Origin of the sequence: Tsukamurella pseudospumae, from assembly GCF_001575205.1 — a bacterium.
Taxonomy (GTDB): Bacteria; Actinomycetota; Actinomycetes; order Mycobacteriales; family Mycobacteriaceae; genus Tsukamurella; species Tsukamurella pseudospumae.
In genome coordinates, this window is record NZ_LSRE01000001.1 from 25,602 (window position 1) to 43,917 (window position 18,316).

Below are 18,316 nucleotides of genomic sequence, written 5' to 3' on the forward strand. Positions count from 1 at the left end.
CTGCTATCGCGGGGAGGGCGCTGCGAGCGCGACGAGCATCTGGATGACGGCCTCGAGGTCCTGCTCGGACCGCGCGCCGTCGGGGTCCGACACCTGCTGCAGGATGAGCCCGTCGACGGCGGCCACGAGCACCCGGGCGAGCCGATCGTAGGGAACCGCGCTGCGCTCGTGGGATCGGTCGGCGGCCTCCGTGCACCACTGCTGCACCACCTCGGCGTAGCGCCGGTACTGCATCCGCGCGAGGTCCTCGAGGCCCGGTGTGCGCAGGGCGTGGGTCACGAGCTCGTACTGCAGCACCTGTAGCCCGCGGTGCCCCTCGACCAGCGTGGACCAAAAGTTCCGTAGCCCCTGCGCGATCGCGTGCGCCAGACCGGATTCCGTGTCGGCGGCGCTCCGGAGGACCTCCGAGATGTCGTCCACGACCTGCTCGATCACGGCCTGCAGCAGCTGCTGCTTGCTGGGGAAGACGTGCTGCAGGGTTCCGAGCGGGATGCCGGCCTCGCTCGCGACGGCACGCAGGCTGGTCTTGGCCACCCCGTCTCGGATGAGGACCGCGCGTGCGGCCGCGACGATCTGCGGGCCGCGGACCGCGGATTCGACGTAGGGCATCAGGCCTCCGGCTCTCTCGATTCGCCCTCCAGCAAATCACACCCGATTTTCCCGAAGCCCTCGACACGAGGGTGTGATGGGGCTTACAGTGCATCAAGTAAGTCATACAACTGACTGAGACTGATCGAAGGAGCGGGATATGGCGGATGTGAACGTGATCGTGGTGGGTGCGGGGCTCGCGGGGTTGTCGGCGGCGCGCCGTCTGGTGGCCGCGGGCAAGTCGGTGCGGGTGCTCGAGGCACGGGACCGCGTCGCGGGCCGCAATCTGGGTGGCTTCCTGAGCAACGGCGTGCCGGTCGAGCTGGGCGGGCAGTGGATCGGGCCCGACCAGACGGCGGCACTCGAGCTGGTCGCCGAACTGGGCCTCGAGACCTTTCCGTCCTACGACGACGGTGACGCGATCACCTTCGTCGGCGCGCGGGCGATGCGCTACGCCGACGAGACCTACGGTCTCGACGAGGTGTCGCTCACCGAGGTGGGCCGGCTCTGGGAGACCATCGAGACACTCGCCGCCGGTGTCGATCCGGCGCAGCCCTGGGCGGCCGAGGGGGCACAGGAGCTGGACCGGCACAACGTCGACACCTGGGTCACCGCGAACACCGACAACGAGATGGCGCGCGCCTTCTACCGGATCATCGTGCCGGCGGTGTTCTCCGCGGAGACGGCGGAGCTGTCCTTCCTGCACTTCCTCACCTACATCCGCTCGGGCACGAGCCTGGAGATGCTGCTGACCACCCGCAAGGGCGCGCAGGACTCCCGGGTCGTCGGCGGCACGCATCAGATCTCGGAGCGGATGGCCGCGCAGCTGGGCGACGCGGTCCGGCTCGGCGCCGTGGTGCGCACGATCACCCAGGACGCGACCGGCGTCACCGTCGCCTACGAGAACGCCGACGGGAGCCCGGGCGGCGTGCTGACGGCCGACGAGGTGGTCGTGGCGATCCCGCCCACCCTCGCCGGGCGCATCCGCTACCTGCCGGCCCTGCCGTCGGCCCGCGACGGGCTGACCCAGCAGATCCCGGCCGGCGCGGTGATCAAGATCCAGGTCGGCTACGACCGCCCCTTCTGGCGCGAGGACGGCCTCAGCGGCTTCGTCATCAGCCTCGACGACGCCTTCAACGTCGTGCTCGACAACTCCCCGAACGACGCGAGCTGCGGCGTCCTCGTCGGCTTCCTCGAGGGCGCGCACGCTCGCTCCGCCGAGCGGCTGTCCGCGGCGGAGCGGCGCGAGCTGGTCCTCGGGGCCCTCGTGAAGTACTTCGGCCCCGAGGCCGCGACGCCCTTCGACTACGTCGAGATGGACTGGTGCGCCGAGGAGTTCACCCGCGGCTGCTACGGCGGACGGCTCGGTTCCGGTGTGTGGACGCAGTACGGCCACGCCCTCTCCGCACCGGTCGGCCGGATCCACTGGGCGGGGGCGGAGACGGCGAGCCGCTGGAACGGCTACATGGACGGGGCCATCAGCTCCGGCCGCCGCGCCGCGGACGAGATCCTCGGCGCCCCGGCCTGAGACATCAGATGAACCGGGCCTGCTGACCGTCGACGAAGGCCATGAGCCGCTGGTAGCCGGAGCCCGTGACGCGGACGATCAGGTCCAGGGCCACGGCGTCGGGTCCGATCAGGATGCGTGCCCGGTTCTTCTTCACCCCGTTCAGGATGGTCCGCGCCGCGGAATCGGCGCTGGTCCGGGCGAGGTGCTTGTTGAAGAAGTCCGCGAACGCGGCCTGGTCCTGGCCGTCGGCGACGGTGGCGTTGTTGCAGATGTCGGTCTTGATGCCGCCGGGGTGCACGCAGGACACCCCCACGGCGTGCCCGCTCGAGAGCATCTCGATGCGCAGCGCCTCGGTGAATCCGCGCACGGCGAACTTCGCTGCGTTGTAGGCACTCTGGCCGCCGACACCGAACAGCCCGAAGATCGAGCTGGTGTTCGCGATGTGGCCGTCGCCCGAGGCGATGAGATGCGGCAGGAACGCCTTGCTGCTGTTCACCACGCCCCAGAAGTCCACGTCCATCATGCGGTCGTAGTCCTTGAACGAGGTCTTCTCGACGGACGCGTGGTGCGCGATGCCGGCGTTGTTGAACACCAGGTTGACCACGCCGTAGTGTTCGACGACATCGTCGGCGTACGCGAGGATCTGCTCGCGCTCGCCCACGTTGACCACCTTGGTGTGCACCTCGGCGCCGAGCGCGCGGGCGGCCTCGGCGGTGTTCTCGAGGCCGGCGGCGTCGTAGTCGCACAGCGAGAGCTTCGCGCCCTGGCGGGCCAGCTCGAGCGCCAGCTCGCGGCCCATGCCGGACGCGACGCCGGTGACGACGGCGACCTTGCCGTGGAAGTCCTTCATGTGTCAGTTCTCCTCGTGTTCCATGACCCGCGCGAGGAACTCGGCGGCGTCGTCGGCGGCCGCGTACACGGTGCCGAAGTGGTCGGTGGGGTAGAGCTTGAGGGTGAGCGGCTGCCGGTGACGCGCCAGCGCGGCCGCGAGCGAGAGCCCCGACGCCACGGGCACGTCGATGTCGGTGAGGCCGTGACCCAGGAAGACGGGCCGGTCGTAGCCCTCGACGGGGGTGCCCATGTGCTCGTGCAGGGCGTCGTAGATCCCGGGGATCGAGCGCAGCGGCGCGGTCACCCAGCTGGAGATCCGGGCGCCGCGCACGGCATCCCGCGTGTCGTAGAGGCTCAGGCGCTCGGCGAGGTCCACGACTCGTCGGCCCTCGTCGCTGAGTAGCCCGTCGATGCCCAGGTCCGGCCGGGCGTCGCGGATGCCCGCAAGGATGTACGCGGCGTAGACGGTGGTGAGCGGCGGCAGCGCCACCGGAGGGAACGACGGCCGGAGGAACTGCACGACCCGCTCGATGTTCGCCGGCGTGCCGGTCGCGATCACGCCCCGCAGGTCCAGGTCGTACCCCGCGCCGAACTCGCGGGCGTACCGGGCGCCGTTCATCGCGGCCCCGGCGCCCTGCGACTGGCCGACGAGGGCCCACCGTCGGGACAGGGGGAGCCCCAGCTGCCCTGCGGCCCGGACCGAGTCGATCAGGTTGTGCGCCTCCACTTTCCCGTTCAGGTAGCTCATCAGGCCCGGCGTGCCCATGCCCGCGTAGTCCGTGGCCACGACGGCGTACCCGTGCCGCAGCCAGTGGCCCAGGTAGAACTGCTGTCGCTCGGACTGGGGCTGGGCCGACGGGGTCGCCTCGTCGCACAGCCCGACGGTGCCGTGCGCCCACGCGACGACGGGCCAGCCGCCGGCCGGGGCGTCGCCCTCGGGCAGGAACAGCGCGGCCGTGCTGACGGCGTCCGGCCCGTACTGGTTGGCCGTCGCGTACAGGAAGCGGTACGCCTGCGCGGCGTCGTCGAGGCCGAGGGCGGGCGCGAGCGGCACCCGGTCGATCGGGGAACCGGCCGCCGGCGCGGGCCCGGTGTACTCGCGGGCGTCGAGGCCGGACCAGTCCGGCGGGCCGATGGGCGTGATCGGGTCGGGCGACGCGAGACCCCGCAGCAGCCCGGCGGCGCGATTCGACAGCGCGCGGGGGAGCGCGGTCAGCGAGGTGATCGGCACCACGCCAACCTAACAGTCCGGCCGGATCACAGCGCGGGGCGACGCTTCGGGATCGCGAGTGAACACACCACCGCCACCACGCACACCGCGAGACTGATGAGGATCGTCGCCTCGTAGGCCCCCGCGGACGGCGTCCGGACCGGACCCGCGGAGGTCGCGGTGACCACGGTCGCGCCCGTCAGCACCATCCCGACCACGGCGGTCGCCATCGACGTGCCCACCGAACGCATGAGGGCGTTGACGCCGTTCGCCTCCCCGGTCTGGGACACGGGGACCACGGACATGATGAGCGCCGGCATCGCGGAATAGGCGATGCCGAGGCCGGCCCCGACCAGGGCGCTCGCTGCGAGGATCCAGACCCAGGTGATGCTCCACGGCCCGGCGAGGCCGATCAAGAGGACGAGGTAGCCGCCGCCGATCACGACCGCGCCGACGGCCAGCGAGACCCGGGCACCGCGCCGGTCGGTGATCCACGAGCTGACATAGGAGAACGCGAACATCACCAGGCCGCTCGGCATGAGCACGAGACTCGCCGGCACCATGTCCAGGCCGAGTCCCGCGGGCGACTGTTCGGGCGCCATGAGCAGCTGGATCGGCATCATCTGCATCGCGTAGAACGCGAATCCGGTCGCGACGGAGGCGATGTTGGTCAGCAGGATCGGCCGGCTGACCAGGGTGTGCACGTTGATGAGGGCGTTCGGGACGCGGAGCTCGTAACGCCACCAGGCGATCGCCGACACCACGAACGCGGCGAACAGGCCGAGCGTCCACGGGTCGGTCCAGCCCCAGTCGGAGGCCTTCGACAGCGGCAGGAGGACGAAGGAGAGCACGGCCGTGAGGCCCACGGTGCCGACGAGGTCGAATCGCCCGCCGGACTCGTACGGACCCTCGGGGACGAGTCGGAGGATCGCGGCAGCGCACGCGACGGCGGCGGCCGCGCAGATCCAGAACAGAGCGTGCCAGCTGATGTGTCGCGCGATCGTGGCGGCGAAGGGCAGGCCCAGCGCGCCGCCCACGCCCAGCGACGCACTCATCGCGCCCACCGCCGACCCGAGCTGCCGGGCGGGGACGATGTCGCGCAGGATGCTGATCCCGACGGCGATCGCGCCGATGCCGAGTCCCTGCATCCCGCGCCCCACCAGGAACGGGAGCAGCGCGCTGGAGAGGGCGCACACCGCGGACCCGGCGGCCACGGCCGCCATGTTGCCCAGCAGCACGCGGCGCTTGCCGAACATGTCCCCGAGCCGTCCTGCGATCGGCGTGCCGACGGCGCCGACGAGCAGGGTGATCGTCAGCGTCCACGATGCATTGGTGGGCGTCGTGCTCAGGAGACCCGGCAGCTGCGGGATGAGCGGCACGATGATCGTCTGCATGAGCGCGACGACGATCCCGGCGGCACAGAGCACGGCGATGGCGGCGCGGGAGGCGGGTTGGGACAGGGGAGTGCCTTCGTGATCGGCGGTGGCTGGGTAGTGATCCTACCAATGCGTGGTATGGCCGCGGACTCCTCGCACGGTCAGTGGCGGCGCTCCAGATCGGGGTGTCCCGCGAACCTGGCCGCGGGTCCGGCCAGGGCGCCGCGCAGGTGCAGGAACAGGGCCCGCGCATCGGTGCCGGGCCAGTCCGCGGGCAGTGCCTCGACCGGCAGGCCGGGGTCCCGGTAGGGGAGGTCGCGCCACGCGGTCACCAGGCGGAGGTGGTCCGCGAAGGCGTCCGCATCCTGCTCGGGGCCCGACGGTGCCTCCCCGGCCCACCGGTCGCGGACCGTCCGGAACTCGGTGAGGAAGCCGCGGTACTCGTCGGCGATCGCGTCGAGGTCCCACCACTGCTCCGCCTCGGTGCGGAGCCGTTCGACGGACGGCGGGTGCAGGTCGAACCACTCGACGTATCCGTCCAGGGCGAGCAGGGCCAGCCTCGCCCGCGCCTCGTCGCCGATGCCGGACGGGGCGATGTACACGCTGGCCCCGACGACCCCGAACCCCATCTCGCTCAGGGTCTTCTTGAGCAACACACGGCGGGCGCGTTGTGATTCGGGCACCGAGAAGACGGCGAGCGACCACGGGGCGGTGGGGTCGTACGGGTGGTCGCCGAAGATGCGGGTGTCGCCCGCTTCGAAGGCGGCGGTGCGCAGGCCCGCAAGTCGGTAGTACCCGGGTGTCCCGGCGTCGAGCAGGCCGCGGGACTTCATCCGGGAGACGCTCGAGCGCACCGACTGCTCGTCGGGTCCCGCGGTGCCGATCAGGGCGATGATCTGCGAGATCGGCAGGGGTTCGGTGCCGCGGCCGTACAGCCCGAACAACGAGACGATGAGGTCGCGGACCAGCGGCTGCGAGCGAACTGCGTCCGTCATCGGCCTGCGGCTCCCTTCGTCGGCGGGCGGTGCGGCGAACCGTACCGGCTCTGCAGGAGGCTACTCCCGCGCGCCGGACCCGATCTCCGCGATGCCCGAGATCTCGATCATCGCCTCGGGCTGCCACAGCTCGCTGATCCCGATCCCGGCCATGGCGGGGTAGTGATCGCCGGCGAGCTCGCGCCAGATCCGGCCGATCTCCCTGCCGTTGCGCTGGTAGTCCTGGACATCGGTGAGGTAGATCGTCACCGACACCAGGTCGTCGGGCGTGCCACCCGCTTCGGCCACCGTGGCGAGCACGTTGGAGAAGGCGCGCCGGAACTGCTCGACGATGCCGCCCGGAACGATCCTGCCCTCGGCGTCCATGGCGGTCTGCCCCCCGAGGTGCAGGGTGTCGCCCACGCGGGTGCCGTGGGCGAAGCCGCGGGGAACGGCGAGCTGTGGCGGGTTGACGGTGACCTTGGCGGGCATGGGGATTCCTCTCGGACGGTGGCGGATCGGTGCTGTGCAGGGTCTGGTCCGACCGTGTGATCCGTGCTACATTCAGCCTATCTGACGGACGTCAGAAAGGCTACATAGAACTTTCGGAGGCCCTCTCGTGAGGCTCGCAACCCATCAGCTCGACGGCCGAACCATCGCGACCGCCGACAGCGGATCCGGTCCGCGGTGCACCGGCGCGGCGAGCGTCGACGATCTGCTGCGCCAGGCGGATTGGCGCGACACGGCCCGCCGGGCGGCGGAGCAGGGGGAGCCCGTGCCGGAGTCGGCAGGCATCGTCGCGCCGATCCGCACGCCCGCCAAGGTCCTGTGTTGCGGCCTGAACTTCCGTGCGCACATCGAGGAGATGGGCCGCGGAGTGCCCGCTGTTCCCACCTTCTTCGCCAAGTGGGCCGACACGCTGACCGGCCCTGCCGCGGATATCGACCTCGAACCCGGAGACACCGCGCAGTTGGACTGGGAGGCCGAACTCGCCGTGGTGGTCGGCGCGGACCTGCGTCGCGCGTCGGTGGCGGAGTGCGCCGACGCGATCGCCGGCTACACCGTGAGCAACGACCTCTCGCTCCGCGACCGGCAGTGGGCCACCACCCAGTGGTTGTCCGGGAAGGCGTGGGACGCGACCACTCCCGTGGGCCCCGTCGTGGTGACCGCGGATGCCTTCGACCCCGCCGAGCACACGGTCACCTGCCGGGTCGACGGCGAGACGGTGCAGCACGCCCCGCTCGACGACCTGCTCTTCCCGCCCGCCGAACTGCTGCACCACGCCTCGATGTTCACCCGGCTGCGCCCCGGTGATCTCGTGCTTACCGGCACTCCCGCCGGTGTCGGCGCGGGCCGCGACCCGCAGCGCTTCCTCGCCGACGGCCAGGTTCTCGAGACCGAGGTCTCGGGGATCGGGCTCCTGCGCAACACCATCCGTATCCGATCCTGACCACATCAACCATCACCAGGAAGGCGAACCCATGTCCCCTTCGACGTCCTCAGCGACCCCGAACCCCGCCGAGCTCCCCACCGGCGATGTCCCTGTGATCACCCGCCACGGCGAGGAGAGCACCGACACCGCGCAGTCCGGCGACTGCGTCCGCGTCTCCGGCGTCAGCATCCAGCACACCCCCGCCACGAAGCTCTGGTACGGACAGGTGCGCAACAAGCCCGGCTACCGCTCCCTCCCGCACCACCACGGCGAGGCGGAGACCGGCGGCTTCGTGCTCTCCGGTCACGGTCGTATCTACTACGGCGAGAACTACTCCCAGTACACCGACATGACCGAGGGTGATTGGGTCTTCGTGCCGCCGTACATGCCGCACGTCGAAGCCAACATGTCCGTCACAGAGGACCTGGTGTGGCTCACCTGCCGCACCCCGGAGAACATCGTCGTCAACCTCGACGAGGTCGACGACGCCGCCCTCGAGGGGTACCGCCGCGCATGAGCACCGTGAACGGATTCGACACCAACGTCGCCGACTCCACCCGCTTCCTCGACGCCGTTCGCCTGACCGAGCAGGACGACGCGCCCGACGGACACCGCGTCTTCACCGCGACGACCCAGTACGTCCCGTGGCCCAAGGCCTACGGCGGTGACATGGTCGCCCAGGCGGTCGCTGCGGCGTGCGCCACCGTCCCGGACAAGGCGGTGCACTCCGCGCACAGCTACTTCCTGCGTCCCGCCGAGATCAGCGGTGACGTCCGGTACGAGGTCGAGATCCTGCGCGACGGACGGGGATACGCCACCCGGCACGTCCGCGGACTGCAGGGCGGCAAGGTGATCTACACCTGCTACGCGTCCTTCGCCACGGCCGCGGACGGTGCGGAGATCCCGGGTGCGCCGCTGCTCGGCGCGGCCGCGGCCGAGGGCCTCGTCGGGGTGCCGGATCCCGAGAGCCTCCCCACTTCCGCAGAGGCGTTGGCCGGCCGCGACGGTGCCGACGCCGACTACTGGTCGCACGGGCGCAGTTTCGAGATGCGGCACGTGCCGGACCCGATCTACCTCCCCGGTGATCGCGAGCGCCTGCCGCGACAGGCGGTGTGGATCAAGGCCTTCTCCGACCTGCCCGACGATCGGACCGTGCACGACATCGCGCTCGCGTACTGCTGCGACTACACGATCCTCGAGCCCTCGCTGCGGGCGCTGGGAGCCTCCTGGTCCGACGACGGGCTGCGCACCGCCAGCCTCGATCACGCCATGTGGTTCCATCGCCCGGCCCGCCTCGACGACTGGGTGCTCTACTCCCAGGAATCGATCAACGTCGGATCCTCCCGCGGCCTCAACACCGGCCGCTTCCACGACCGGAAGGGCACCCACCTGGCCACCGTGTGCCAGGAGGGCCTGCTCGCGCAGTGACGGAGGGAACGCGATGACGACGACACCGTCGGCGAGCGCGCACGAGGACACCTTCGCGCGTGATCACCTTCCGCCGCGAGAGCAGTGGCCGACACTCGAATTCAGCCTGCCGGAGCTGCAGTACCCCGACCGGCTCAACGCCGCCGTCGCCCTGATCGACGAGGGTGCGCAGCGGTACGGCGACCGGCCCGCGATCCGCACGCCGGACGGGCTGCTGTGGACCTACGCGGACCTGCGCCTGCAGTCCGACCGCATCGCACAGGTGCTCGTCGACGACCTCGGCGTCCGCCCGGGCAACCGGGTGCTGCTGCGCGAGGGCAACACGCCGTGGCTCGTCGCCGCGTGGCTCGGTGCGCTCAAGGCCGGCGCCGTGCTCGTGACGACGATGCCGATGCTCCGCCCCGCCGAGCTGGAGGACCTGATCGAGCGCACCGGGCCCACCGTCTGCCTGAGCGGCGCCGCGGTGGCAGCCGATCTCGCGGAGGCCCTGGAGCGCAACGGCTCCGGCGCCGGCCTCGTGCTCATCGGGGGCGACGGTGTCGACCGCCTCGAGGCGCGCGCTGCGCGGCACGACGGCGTCTTCACCCCCGTCGAGACGGCGGCCGACGACGTGGCCCTGCTCTGTCCGACCTCGGGTAGTACGGGGCGGCCCAAGATCACCATGCACTTCCACCGCGACGTGCTCGCCAACGCCGATACCTTCGCGCGGCACGTCCTGGCGCCGAGCCCTGACGACGTGTTCGCCGGCTCGCCGCCGCTCGCCTTCACCTTCGGCCTCGGCGGGCTCGTGGTCTTCCCCCTGCGGTTCGGGGCCTCGACGGTGCTCACGGAGCGGGCGACGCCGCTGCAGCTGGCCGAGGTCGTCGCCACGCACGGCGTGACGGTGCTGTTCACGGCCCCGACCGCGTACCGCGCGATCATCCGGGGCGGCGGGGCGGAGCCGCTGCGCGGCGTGCGGGTCGGCGTGTCCGCCGGCGAGGACCTGCCCGAGGAGACCTTCGACCTGGTCCGCGAGGAATGCGGTATCGAGCTCGTCAACGGCATCGGGTGCACCGAGCTGCTGCACGTCTTCCTCTCGACCGCGCCCGGGCGCACCGTCGCCGGCGTGCTCGGTACGCCCGTCCCGGGCTACCGCGCCACGGTCCTCGGCCCGGACGGTGCGGAGGTCGGCGCCGGGACCGCCGGACGGCTCGCCGTCATCGGCCCCACCGGCTGCCGATACCTCGACGACGACCGACAGCTCGGCTACGTCGTGAACGGGTGGAACGTCACCGGCGACACCGTCGTCCGCGACCCCGACGGGGCCTTCCGCTTCCAGGCTCGGTCCGATTCGATGATCGTCTCGTCCGGGTACAACATCGGCGGCCCCGAGGTCGAGGCCGCGATCTGTGCCGACGGTGCCGTGGTGGAGGCCGCCGTCGTCGGCCGGCCCGACCCCGAGCGCGGCGCCGTGGTCTGTGCCTTCGTAGTGCTCCGCGTTGGCACTGATGCGGGCCCCGAGATGGTGCGTCGCATTCAGGACGGAGTCAAGGCCCGCCTCGCTCCCTACAAGTATCCGCGCGATGTCCGGTTCGTGGTTGCGCTGCCGCGCAACCCGTCGGGCAAACTCCAGCACTTCCGACTCCGCGAACAACTGGCCCGCGAAGCCGCGGCCGCCGTCCGCGGCTGACCGTCGCCCCACTCAGCACGAAGGATGACCATCATGAAGATCGCAGTGATCGGCGGCGGCCCCGGCGGCCTCTACTTCTCCGCCCTGATGAAGCAGCTCGACCCCCGACACGAGGTCACCGTCTTCGAGCGCAACCGGGCGGAGGACACGTTCGGGTTCGGCGTCGTCTTCTCGGACGAGACCCTCGGCGGTATCGAGAACGCCGACCCGGTGATCTACGGGCAGATGGAGTCCCACTTCGCCCGCTGGACCGACATCGACGTGCACTACCGCAGCCGCTGCAACACCGTCGGCGGCCAGGGGTTCGCCGCGATGAACCGGCACGACCTCCTCGCGCTGCTGCAGCGCCGGTGCCTCGACCTCGGCGTGGACGTGCGGTTCGCCACGTCCGCCCCGGACGTCGAGGAACTGATGGCGACCCACGACCTGGTCCTCGCCGCCGACGGGCTGAACTCCGCGGCCCGCAACCGCTTCGCCGAGGGCTTCGAACCCGACCTGGACCGGCGCCGCTGCAAGTACATGTGGCTGGGCACCGACAAGGTCTTCGAGGCGTTCACCTTCATCGTGGAGGACACCGAGTGGGGGGTCATGCAGATCCACGGATACCCCTACTCGGACCAGGGCAGTACCTTCATCGTCGAGATGGCCGAGGACGTGTGGCGGCGCGCCGGGTTCGACGCCACGGAGGGCCGGGCCTTCCGGCCCGGCGAGAACGACGACGCCGCCATCGCCCGGATCGCGGAGATCTTCGCGCCGTACCTGGGCGGGAGCACCGTTCTGGCGAACAACTCGCAGTGGATCACCTTCACCACCGTCCGCAACACCAGCTGGGTGCACCGGAACCTGGTGCTGCTCGGCGACGCCGCGCACACCGCGCATTTCTCCATCGGTTCGGGCACGAAACTCGCGATGGAGGACGCACTCTCGCTCGCCGCGTGCCTGCACGAGAACGGAGACCTCGGGACCGCGCTCAAGGTCTACGAGGAGGAGCGGCGCCCCGTCGTCGAGTCCACGCAGCGCGCGGCGCAGGCCTCGCTCGAATGGTTCGAGACCATCGGTACGTACCGCGAGCAGGACCAGGTGCAGTTCACCTTCAATCTGCTCACCCGCAGCCGCCGCATCACGTTCGACAACCTGCGCCTGCGCGACGCGGACTTCGCCGACCGCGTCCTGCGCTCCTTCAGCGCCGACACCGAGGCCGGCCCGGAGACCCCGGCCATGTTCCACCCCGTCACGATCGGAGGCCTGCGCCTGAGGAACCGGATCGTGGTCTCGCCCATGGACATGTACTCCGCCGTCGACGGCGTGCCGAACGACTTCCACCTCATGCACCTGGGTTCGAAGGCGCTCGGCGGCGCCGGGCTGGTGATGACCGAGATGGTGTGCGTCTCCGACGAGGGCAGGATCACCCCCGGCTGCACCGGGATGTACACCGACGAGCAGTACGAGGGATGGCGCCGCGTCGTGGACGCCGTGCACGCGGTCTCCGGCGCGAAGATCGGCCTGCAGATCGGACATTCGGGCCGCAAGGGCTCCACCAAGCTGATGTGGGAGGGCATCGACGACCCGCTCGACGAGGGCAACTGGGAGGTCATGGCACCGTCGGCGTTGCCCTACGGCCCGAACAGCCCCGTGCCCCGGGAGATGAGCCGCGCCGACATGGACCGCGTGGTCGGGGAGTTCGCCGCCGCCGCCCGGCGGGGCGCGGACGCCGGCTTCGACCTGCTCGAGTTCCACGCCGGTCACGGCTACCTGATCTCCTCCTTCCTCTCGCCGATCTCCAACACCCGCACCGACGAGTACGGCGGGAGTGTCGAGAACCGGCTGCGGTTCCCGCTCGAGGTCTTCGACGCCGTCCACGCCGCGTGGCCCGCCGATCGTCCGGTGTCCGTGCGGCTCTCCGCGACCGACTGGATCCCGGACGGCAACGACATCGACGACGCGCTGCAGATCGCCCGCGCCTTCTGCGAGCACGGCGTCGACCTGATCGACGTCTCCACCGGCCAGATCGCCAAGCACGAGCGGCCCGCGTTCGGCCGCAGCTATCAGACGCCGTACGCGGACCGGATCCGCAACGAGGTCGCCGGACCCGCCGGGGTGACGGTGATCGCCGTCGGTGCGATCTCCTCCTACGACGACGTCAACTCGATCCTGCTCGCCGGGCGTGCCGACCTGTGCGCATTGGGTCGTGCTCATCTCTACGACCCGCAGTGGACGCTGCACGCCGCAGCGGACCAGGACTACGCCGGCCCGGGAGCGGAGTGGCCGGATCAGTTCCGGGCGGGCAACCGCAAGCCGCCGAGCGCCCGTACCGACGCCGTGCGCCCGCGCCTCGCGCTGTTGCGTGAAGACGAGCAGGGCCTGCCCGCGCACGTCCGGTGGACGCCTGGATCAGCCGTGCACTGACCACCACCGACACGGTGAAGGGGCGCCACCGGATCGGTGGCGCCCCTCTTCGTGGTGCGGTGCGTGACTGCGTCAGCCCTCGACGAGTGCGAACACGCGGGCGGGGGAGCCGGTGCCGCCGACGATGGGCAGCGGAGAGACCACGATCACGGCGCCCTGCGGCGGCAGCTGCGCCAGGTTCCGCAGACTCGTCAGGCCGTACTTGTCGGCGCCGAGCAGGAAGTTGTGCGCGGGGAAGGGCGGTTCGAGCGCAGCCGCGTTCCCCGCGTCGATGCCGACCGTCTCGACGCCGAAGCCGGAGATCGGGACCTGTTCCGCGAGCCAGCGCGCGCAGGCCGCGGTGATGCCCGGCGTGTGTGAGCCCTTCTCGTCGAGCCCCAGGAAGCGCTCCCGGTCGCCGCCGTACCGGTCCCAGCCCGTTCGCAGCAGCAGCCACGCGCCCTCCGGGACGGAGCCGTGCTCCGCGATCCACCCCTCGACATCGGCCACGTCGAGCAGCCAATCGGGATCGGCGGCGGCGCGCTCGGCGAAGTCCATCACGCACGCCGGACCGACGAGCCGGGCCGCCGGCAACCGGCTCACGTCCGCGCCGTCGCGGCCCGTGATCCAGTGGCAGGGAGCGTCCACGTGCGTGCCGATGTGCTCGCCCGTGTGGATGTTGTTGTGCTGCCACGCGGGAGCGGTCGGCTCGAAGGCGGCGACGCGCTCCAGGCTGAAGTCGATCAGGTTGACGAAGGGCTCCGGCAGTCGGAGAGTCGGGGTGTCCGCGGACAACGGCGTGGTCAGGTCGATGACGCGGACGTCTCCTGAGGCCAGGGCGGTGGCGAGTTCGGTGAGCATGACGCCGACCGTAGGACGTGCGGTGGCACCCGGCTATCCAGATCGCGACGACGGTCTGTCCCGATCGGCGCGGGCTGTGCTCCGCACCCTTCAGCGGGGCCGCGCCCGGCGCTAGCGTGATGGCATCACACGGCCCGTGATGCGAGCGGAAGGCGGGTGGGCTCATGGCTGAGCGCTCCTTTGCGAAAGAGGTCCTCAAACTGCGGCAGGAGCCGGGTACCCGGTTCGAGGGGGAGGGCATCCTGGCGGTGACGAAGGCCCTCCTCCAGTCGGGCGTCGCGTACGTCGGCGGCTATCAGGGCGCACCGATCAGTCACCTGATGGACGTCCTCGGCGACGCTCGCGAGATCCTCGACGAGTACGGCGTGTACTTCGAGAACAGCGCCTCGGAGGCGACGGCCGCTGCGATGTTGGCGGCCTCGGTGCACTACCCGCTCCGCGGCGCGATCACCTTCAAGTCGACGGTGGGCACCAACGTCGCCTCCGACGCGCTCGCGAACCTCTCCAGCGGCGGCGTGACGGGTGGCGCCCTCATCATCGTGGGCGAGGACTACGGCGAGGGCAGCTCGATCATGCAGGAGCGCTCCCACGCCTTCGCGATGAAATCGCAGATGTGGCTGCTGGATCCACGGCCCGACCACACCGCGATCGTCGACGCCGTCGAGCACGGGTTCGCCCTGTCGGAGGCGTCGAACACCCCGGTGATGCTCGAGCTGCGGCTGCGCTCGTGCCACCTGCACGGCACCTTCACCACCCGCGAGAACCGCCGACCGCAGATGACGGTGCAGGAGGCGATGGAGAACCCCCAGCGCGACGTGAGCCGTGTCGTGCTGCCGCCCGCGAGCTTCCTGCACGAGCAGGAGAAGATCGCCCACCGCTGGCCCGCGGCCGTGGAGTACATCCGCGAGAATCGGCTCAACGAGACCTTCGGGCCCGCCGACGGCCGGATCGGCCTCATCGTGCAGGGCGGCCTGTACAACACACTCAACCGCGCGCTCGAGCTGCTCGGCTGCTCGGACGCCTTCGGCGACACCGCCGTCCCGCTGTACGTGATGAACGTGACCTACCCCGTGATCGACGAGGAGATCGTCGAGTTCTGCGCCGACAAGGACGCGGTGCTGCTGCTCGAGGAGGGACAGCCCGACTACATCGAGCAGAACCTCAACGCGATCCTGCGCCGTGCCGGGCTCGACACGGCGCTGCACGGCAAGGACCTGCTGCCGAAAGCGGGGGAGTACACCCCGATCGCGGTGACCACGGGCGTCGCCGCGTTCCTGGGTCGGTACGCGCCCGACCTGGTCACCGGTGACCCGGCGGTGCTCGCCCCGGTCGGGGACCCGCGCAGTCCGTTCACGGAACGGGTCGACGGCCGCGCCGTGCAGCCGCGGCCGCCCGGCCTGTGCACGGGATGCCCGGAGCGGCCCATCTTCTCGGCGCTCAAGCTCGCCGAACGGGAGACCGGCGTCGAGCATCACGTGAGCGCCGACATCGGTTGCCACCTGTTCGCGATCAACGAGCCCTTCAACCTGGGGGCGACCACGATGGGCTACGGCCTCGGCTCGGCCGGCGGTGCCGCGCTGAGCAGCAAGGACGCCGGGCGCCGCGGCATCGCGGTGATGGGCGACGGCGGCTTCTGGCACAACGGCCTCACCTCGGGCGTCGGCAACGCCGTGTTCAACGAGTCCGACCAGCTGCTCGTGGTGGTGGACAACGCCTACGCCGCCGCCACCGGCGGTCAGGACCTGCTCTCCTCCCGCGCGATCCTGCCCGACCGCAGCACCAACAACCCGATCGAGCGGGCGGTGCGCGGGGTCGGCGTGACGTGGGCGAAGACGATGCCCGACACCTTCGATGTGGCGAAGCTGCGCGATGTCTTCATCGACGCCCTCACCAGTACGAAGAAGGGCCCCAAGGTCATCGTCGCGCAGAGCGAGTGCCAGCTCAACAAGCAGCGTCGCGAGAAGCCGGAACGCGCCGCGGCGGTCAAGGCGGGCAAGCGGGTCGTCACGCAGCGGTTCGGCGTGGACGCCGAGACCTGTACGGGCGATCACGCCTGCATGCGGATCTCCGGCTGCCCGTCACTGACCATCGCGCCGAACCCCGATCCCATGCGCACCGATCCCGTCGCACACGTCACCGACACCTGCGTCGGGTGCGGGGTGTGCGGCAACAACGCGCACGCAGCCGCGCTCTGCCCGTCGTTCTACCGCACTGACGTCGTCACCAATCCCACCCGCATCGACCGGCTCCGCGACCGCGTGCGCGGCGCCGTGTCGGAGCGCCTCGGCCGCGGGCTCGAATCCCGCGCCGGCCGCTACGAGTCCACGGAGGCCTTCTGATGAGCTGGACCACCGGGCAGCGGCCCATCACCGTCGCGGTGCTCGCGATGGGCGGCGAGGGCGGCGGCGTCCTCGCCGACTGGATCGTCTCGCTCGGCGAGGACGAGGGCTGGACCGCGCAGAACACCTCCGTCGCCGGCGTCGCGCAGCGCACCGGCGCCACCGTCTACTACGCGGAGCTGTTCCCGCCGGACGTCGCGCACCGCAGCGGGACCGGGCGCGCCCGCGACACCCCGATCCTGTCGCTGATGCCCACGCCCGGCGAGGTGGACGTGCTCATCGCCTCCGAACTGATGGAGGCCGGCCGGGCCGTACAGCGCGGCTTCGTCACCCCCGACCGGACCACCCTCATCACCTCCCTCAACCGGGTCTACTCCATTCTCGAGAAGTCCACGCTCGACGACGGCCGGGTCGACTCGGGTGCGCTGCTCGACGGTGCCGTCGCCGCGGCGAAGACCCTCATCGCCGGTGATTTCGCCACCCTCGCTCGGGACAACGGCAGCGTCATCAGCGCCTCCCTGTTCGGCGCCCTCGCCGGCAGCGGCGCCCTGCCCTTCCCCCGTGCGGACTTCGAGGAGGCGATCCGCCGCGGCGGGAAGGGCGTGGAGACCTCGCTGGCCGCGTTCGCCGCGGGGTACGAGCGTGCGCGGGAGAGCCTGGCCGAGTCGGACGGTGCGCCGTCCGTCGCGCCGCGCCCGGCGAGCACCCCGGTGCCACTCACCCTGCAGGTTCGGCGACCCAAGACACCGGAGGAGCTCAAGGCCGAGCGCGAGGAGGAACGGAACGAGATCGCCGTCCGGACACCGGAATCACTGGTGGGTCCTGCGCTCGCCGACCGCGCCCGACGCGTCGCCCGCTCCTTCCCCCGCGCGGCCGCCTCGATGCTGCTGCACGGTCTCGAGCGCACCGCCGTCTACCAGGACCTCGCGTACGCCGACCGCTACCTCGATCGGGTGGCTCGGATCAGCGCGCTGGACGCCGACCACGAGGGCGCGGCCCGTCTGACCGTCGAGGCGGCCCGGCACATCGCGCTCTGGATGAGCTACCAGGACACGGTGCACGTCGCGCTGCAGAAGGTCCGGGGGCGGCGCATGGACCGGGTGCGGTCGGAGGTGCGGCCCGACGACGAGCAGGTGATGCGGGTGCACGAGTACCTGCACCCGCAGGTCGACGAGATCACGGACACCCTACCCACCGCGCTCGGCCGGGCGCTGGAACACAACCGTGCCTTCGCCAAGGCGGTCGACACGGTGTGCCACCGCGGCTTCGTCATCAACACCACCTCGGTGTGGGGTTACGCCACGCTGTCCACCCTCGCCCGGATGCGTCCGCTGCGCACGCGGTCGCTGCGCTTCGGCCGCGAGCAGGTGTTCATCGACACCTGGCTCGACACGGTGACCTCGGTCGGCCGTACCGATCCGGCGCTCGCGACCGAGGTGGTCGTCGCCGCGCGGGTCCTCAAGGGCTACGGGCGGACCCACGCCCACGGCGTCGACAGCTTCGGCCTCCTGATGGAGGGGCTCGAGCTGGTCCGGGGGCGGCCCGACGCCGCCGACCGGATGCGTCGCCTGGTGGACGCCGCTGTCGCGGACGAGGACGGCGGCGCGCTCGGCACCGCCCTCGCGGCCCTGCGCGGTGCCGCCGCCTGACGGCACCGTCGGAACACGAGAAAGGGGGCGAACCGGAATCCGGTTCGCTCCCTTTCGTGGTGGA

Annotated in this window: 15 protein-coding genes; 8 read left to right on the plus strand and 7 right to left on the minus strand. The window is 71.0% G+C overall.

The annotated features are described in order from the left end of the window. Positions 1-3: 3 nt before the first annotated feature. Positions 4-609, minus strand: a complete 606-nt coding sequence (locus tag AXK61_RS00130) for a TetR/AcrR family transcriptional regulator (protein ID WP_068743185.1) — start codon at positions 607-609, stop codon at positions 4-6. A 139-nt stretch (positions 610-748) separates the two neighbouring features. Between AXK61_RS00130 and AXK61_RS00135 the strand changes: the two genes are divergently transcribed. Next, positions 749-2,116 carry a flavin monoamine oxidase family protein gene (locus AXK61_RS00135; RefSeq protein WP_068743187.1) on the plus strand — a complete coding sequence of 456 codons (1,368 nt, stop codon included), beginning with the start codon at positions 749-751 and terminating at the stop codon, positions 2,114-2,116. 4 nt (positions 2,117-2,120) lie between these two features. Here AXK61_RS00135 and AXK61_RS00140 read toward each other — a convergent pair whose 3' ends face one another. From AXK61_RS00140 to AXK61_RS00160, 5 genes are all read right to left on the minus strand, one after another. Further along, complete coding sequence (locus tag AXK61_RS00140; RefSeq protein ID WP_068569738.1) at positions 2,121-2,948, minus strand: SDR family NAD(P)-dependent oxidoreductase; 828 nt, start codon at positions 2,946-2,948, stop codon at positions 2,121-2,123. A 3-nt stretch (positions 2,949-2,951) separates the two neighbouring features. Then, on the minus strand, positions 2,952-4,154 hold the full coding sequence (locus AXK61_RS00145) for a lipase family protein (RefSeq protein WP_414929973.1): 1,203 nt from the start codon (positions 4,152-4,154) through the stop codon (positions 2,952-2,954). Positions 4,155-4,186: 32 nt separating this feature from the next. Beyond that, positions 4,187-5,599 carry an MFS transporter gene (locus AXK61_RS00150; protein ID WP_068569736.1) on the minus strand — a complete coding sequence of 471 codons (1,413 nt, stop codon included), beginning with the start codon at positions 5,597-5,599 and terminating at the stop codon, positions 4,187-4,189. Positions 5,600-5,676: 77 nt separating this feature from the next. Next, complete coding sequence (locus AXK61_RS00155; RefSeq protein WP_068569735.1) at positions 5,677-6,510, minus strand: PaaX family transcriptional regulator; 834 nt, start codon at positions 6,508-6,510, stop codon at positions 5,677-5,679. Positions 6,511-6,570: 60 nt separating this feature from the next. After that, on the minus strand, positions 6,571-6,981 hold the full coding sequence (locus AXK61_RS00160; protein ID WP_068569734.1) for a RidA family protein: 411 nt from the start codon (positions 6,979-6,981) through the stop codon (positions 6,571-6,573). 127 nt (positions 6,982-7,108) lie between these two features. On the opposite strand from AXK61_RS00160, the gene AXK61_RS00165 reads away from it, so the two are divergent. Genes AXK61_RS00165 through AXK61_RS00185 form a run of 5 tightly spaced genes read left to right on the plus strand, consistent with a single transcriptional unit; the run spans position 7,109 to position 13,424 of the window. Continuing rightward, positions 7,109-7,939, plus strand: a complete 831-nt coding sequence (locus tag AXK61_RS00165; RefSeq protein WP_068743189.1) for a fumarylacetoacetate hydrolase family protein — start codon at positions 7,109-7,111, stop codon at positions 7,937-7,939. Positions 7,940-7,970: 31 nt separating this feature from the next. Beyond that, on the plus strand, positions 7,971-8,438 hold the full coding sequence (locus tag AXK61_RS00170; protein ID WP_068569732.1) for a cupin domain-containing protein: 468 nt from the start codon (positions 7,971-7,973) through the stop codon (positions 8,436-8,438). Continuing rightward, entirely contained in the window at positions 8,435-9,349 is a 915-nt protein-coding gene (locus AXK61_RS00175) for an acyl-CoA thioesterase (protein ID WP_068743192.1), read from the plus strand. Before AXK61_RS00170 ends, AXK61_RS00175 begins: the two co-directional genes overlap by 4 nt. Positions 9,350-9,362: 13 nt before the next feature. Continuing rightward, a complete protein-coding gene (locus tag AXK61_RS00180; RefSeq protein WP_068743194.1) occupies positions 9,363-11,018 on the plus strand; it encodes an AMP-binding protein in 1,656 nt (551 codons plus the stop codon). 33 nt (positions 11,019-11,051) lie between these two features. Continuing rightward, positions 11,052-13,424, plus strand: a complete 2,373-nt coding sequence (locus AXK61_RS00185) for a bifunctional salicylyl-CoA 5-hydroxylase/oxidoreductase (RefSeq protein ID WP_068743518.1) — start codon at positions 11,052-11,054, stop codon at positions 13,422-13,424. Positions 13,425-13,496: 72 nt separating this feature from the next. Here the strand turns inward: AXK61_RS00185 and AXK61_RS00190 are convergent, their stop codons facing one another. Next, positions 13,497-14,264 (minus strand): cyclase family protein, encoded by a 768-nt coding sequence (locus AXK61_RS00190; RefSeq protein WP_068743196.1) that lies wholly within the window; start codon positions 14,262-14,264, stop codon positions 13,497-13,499. A gap of 164 nt (positions 14,265-14,428) precedes the next feature. Between AXK61_RS00190 and AXK61_RS00195 the strand changes: the two genes are divergently transcribed. Together AXK61_RS00195 and AXK61_RS00200 are read left to right on the plus strand one after the other, a co-directional pair. Then, the gene (locus AXK61_RS00195) at positions 14,429-16,603 is read left to right on the plus strand and encodes a thiamine pyrophosphate-dependent enzyme (protein ID WP_068743198.1); all 2,175 of its coding nucleotides are present in this window, start codon (positions 14,429-14,431) and stop codon (positions 16,601-16,603) included. Next, entirely contained in the window at positions 16,603-18,252 is a 1,650-nt protein-coding gene (locus tag AXK61_RS00200) for an indolepyruvate oxidoreductase subunit beta family protein (RefSeq protein WP_068743200.1), read from the plus strand. Before AXK61_RS00195 ends, AXK61_RS00200 begins: the two co-directional genes overlap by 1 nt. The last annotated feature ends 64 nt before the right edge of the window (positions 18,253-18,316 follow it).

Coding starts and splice junctions, on each gene's coding strand:
- AXK61_RS00130 (WP_068743185.1), bottom strand. CDS start 609: ATGCCCTACGTCGAATCCGCGGTCCGCGGCCCGCAGATCGTCGCGGCC.
- AXK61_RS00135 (WP_068743187.1), top strand. CDS start 749: ATGGCGGATGTGAACGTGATCGTGGTGGGTGCGGGGCTCGCGGGGTTG.
- AXK61_RS00140 (WP_068569738.1), bottom strand. CDS start 2,948: ATGAAGGACTTCCACGGCAAGGTCGCCGTCGTCACCGGCGTCGCGTCC.
- AXK61_RS00155 (WP_068569735.1), bottom strand. CDS start 6,510: ATGACGGACGCAGTTCGCTCGCAGCCGCTGGTCCGCGACCTCATCGTC.
- AXK61_RS00160 (WP_068569734.1), bottom strand. CDS start 6,981: ATGCCCGCCAAGGTCACCGTCAACCCGCCACAGCTCGCCGTTCCCCGC.
- AXK61_RS00170 (WP_068569732.1), top strand. CDS start 7,971: ATGTCCCCTTCGACGTCCTCAGCGACCCCGAACCCCGCCGAGCTCCCC.
- AXK61_RS00175 (WP_068743192.1), top strand. CDS start 8,435: ATGAGCACCGTGAACGGATTCGACACCAACGTCGCCGACTCCACCCGC.
- AXK61_RS00180 (WP_068743194.1), top strand. CDS start 9,363: ATGACGACGACACCGTCGGCGAGCGCGCACGAGGACACCTTCGCGCGT.
- AXK61_RS00185 (WP_068743518.1), top strand. CDS start 11,052: ATGAAGATCGCAGTGATCGGCGGCGGCCCCGGCGGCCTCTACTTCTCC.
- AXK61_RS00190 (WP_068743196.1), bottom strand. CDS start 14,264: ATGCTCACCGAACTCGCCACCGCCCTGGCCTCAGGAGACGTCCGCGTC.
- AXK61_RS00195 (WP_068743198.1), top strand. CDS start 14,429: ATGGCTGAGCGCTCCTTTGCGAAAGAGGTCCTCAAACTGCGGCAGGAG.
- AXK61_RS00200 (WP_068743200.1), top strand. CDS start 16,603: ATGAGCTGGACCACCGGGCAGCGGCCCATCACCGTCGCGGTGCTCGCG.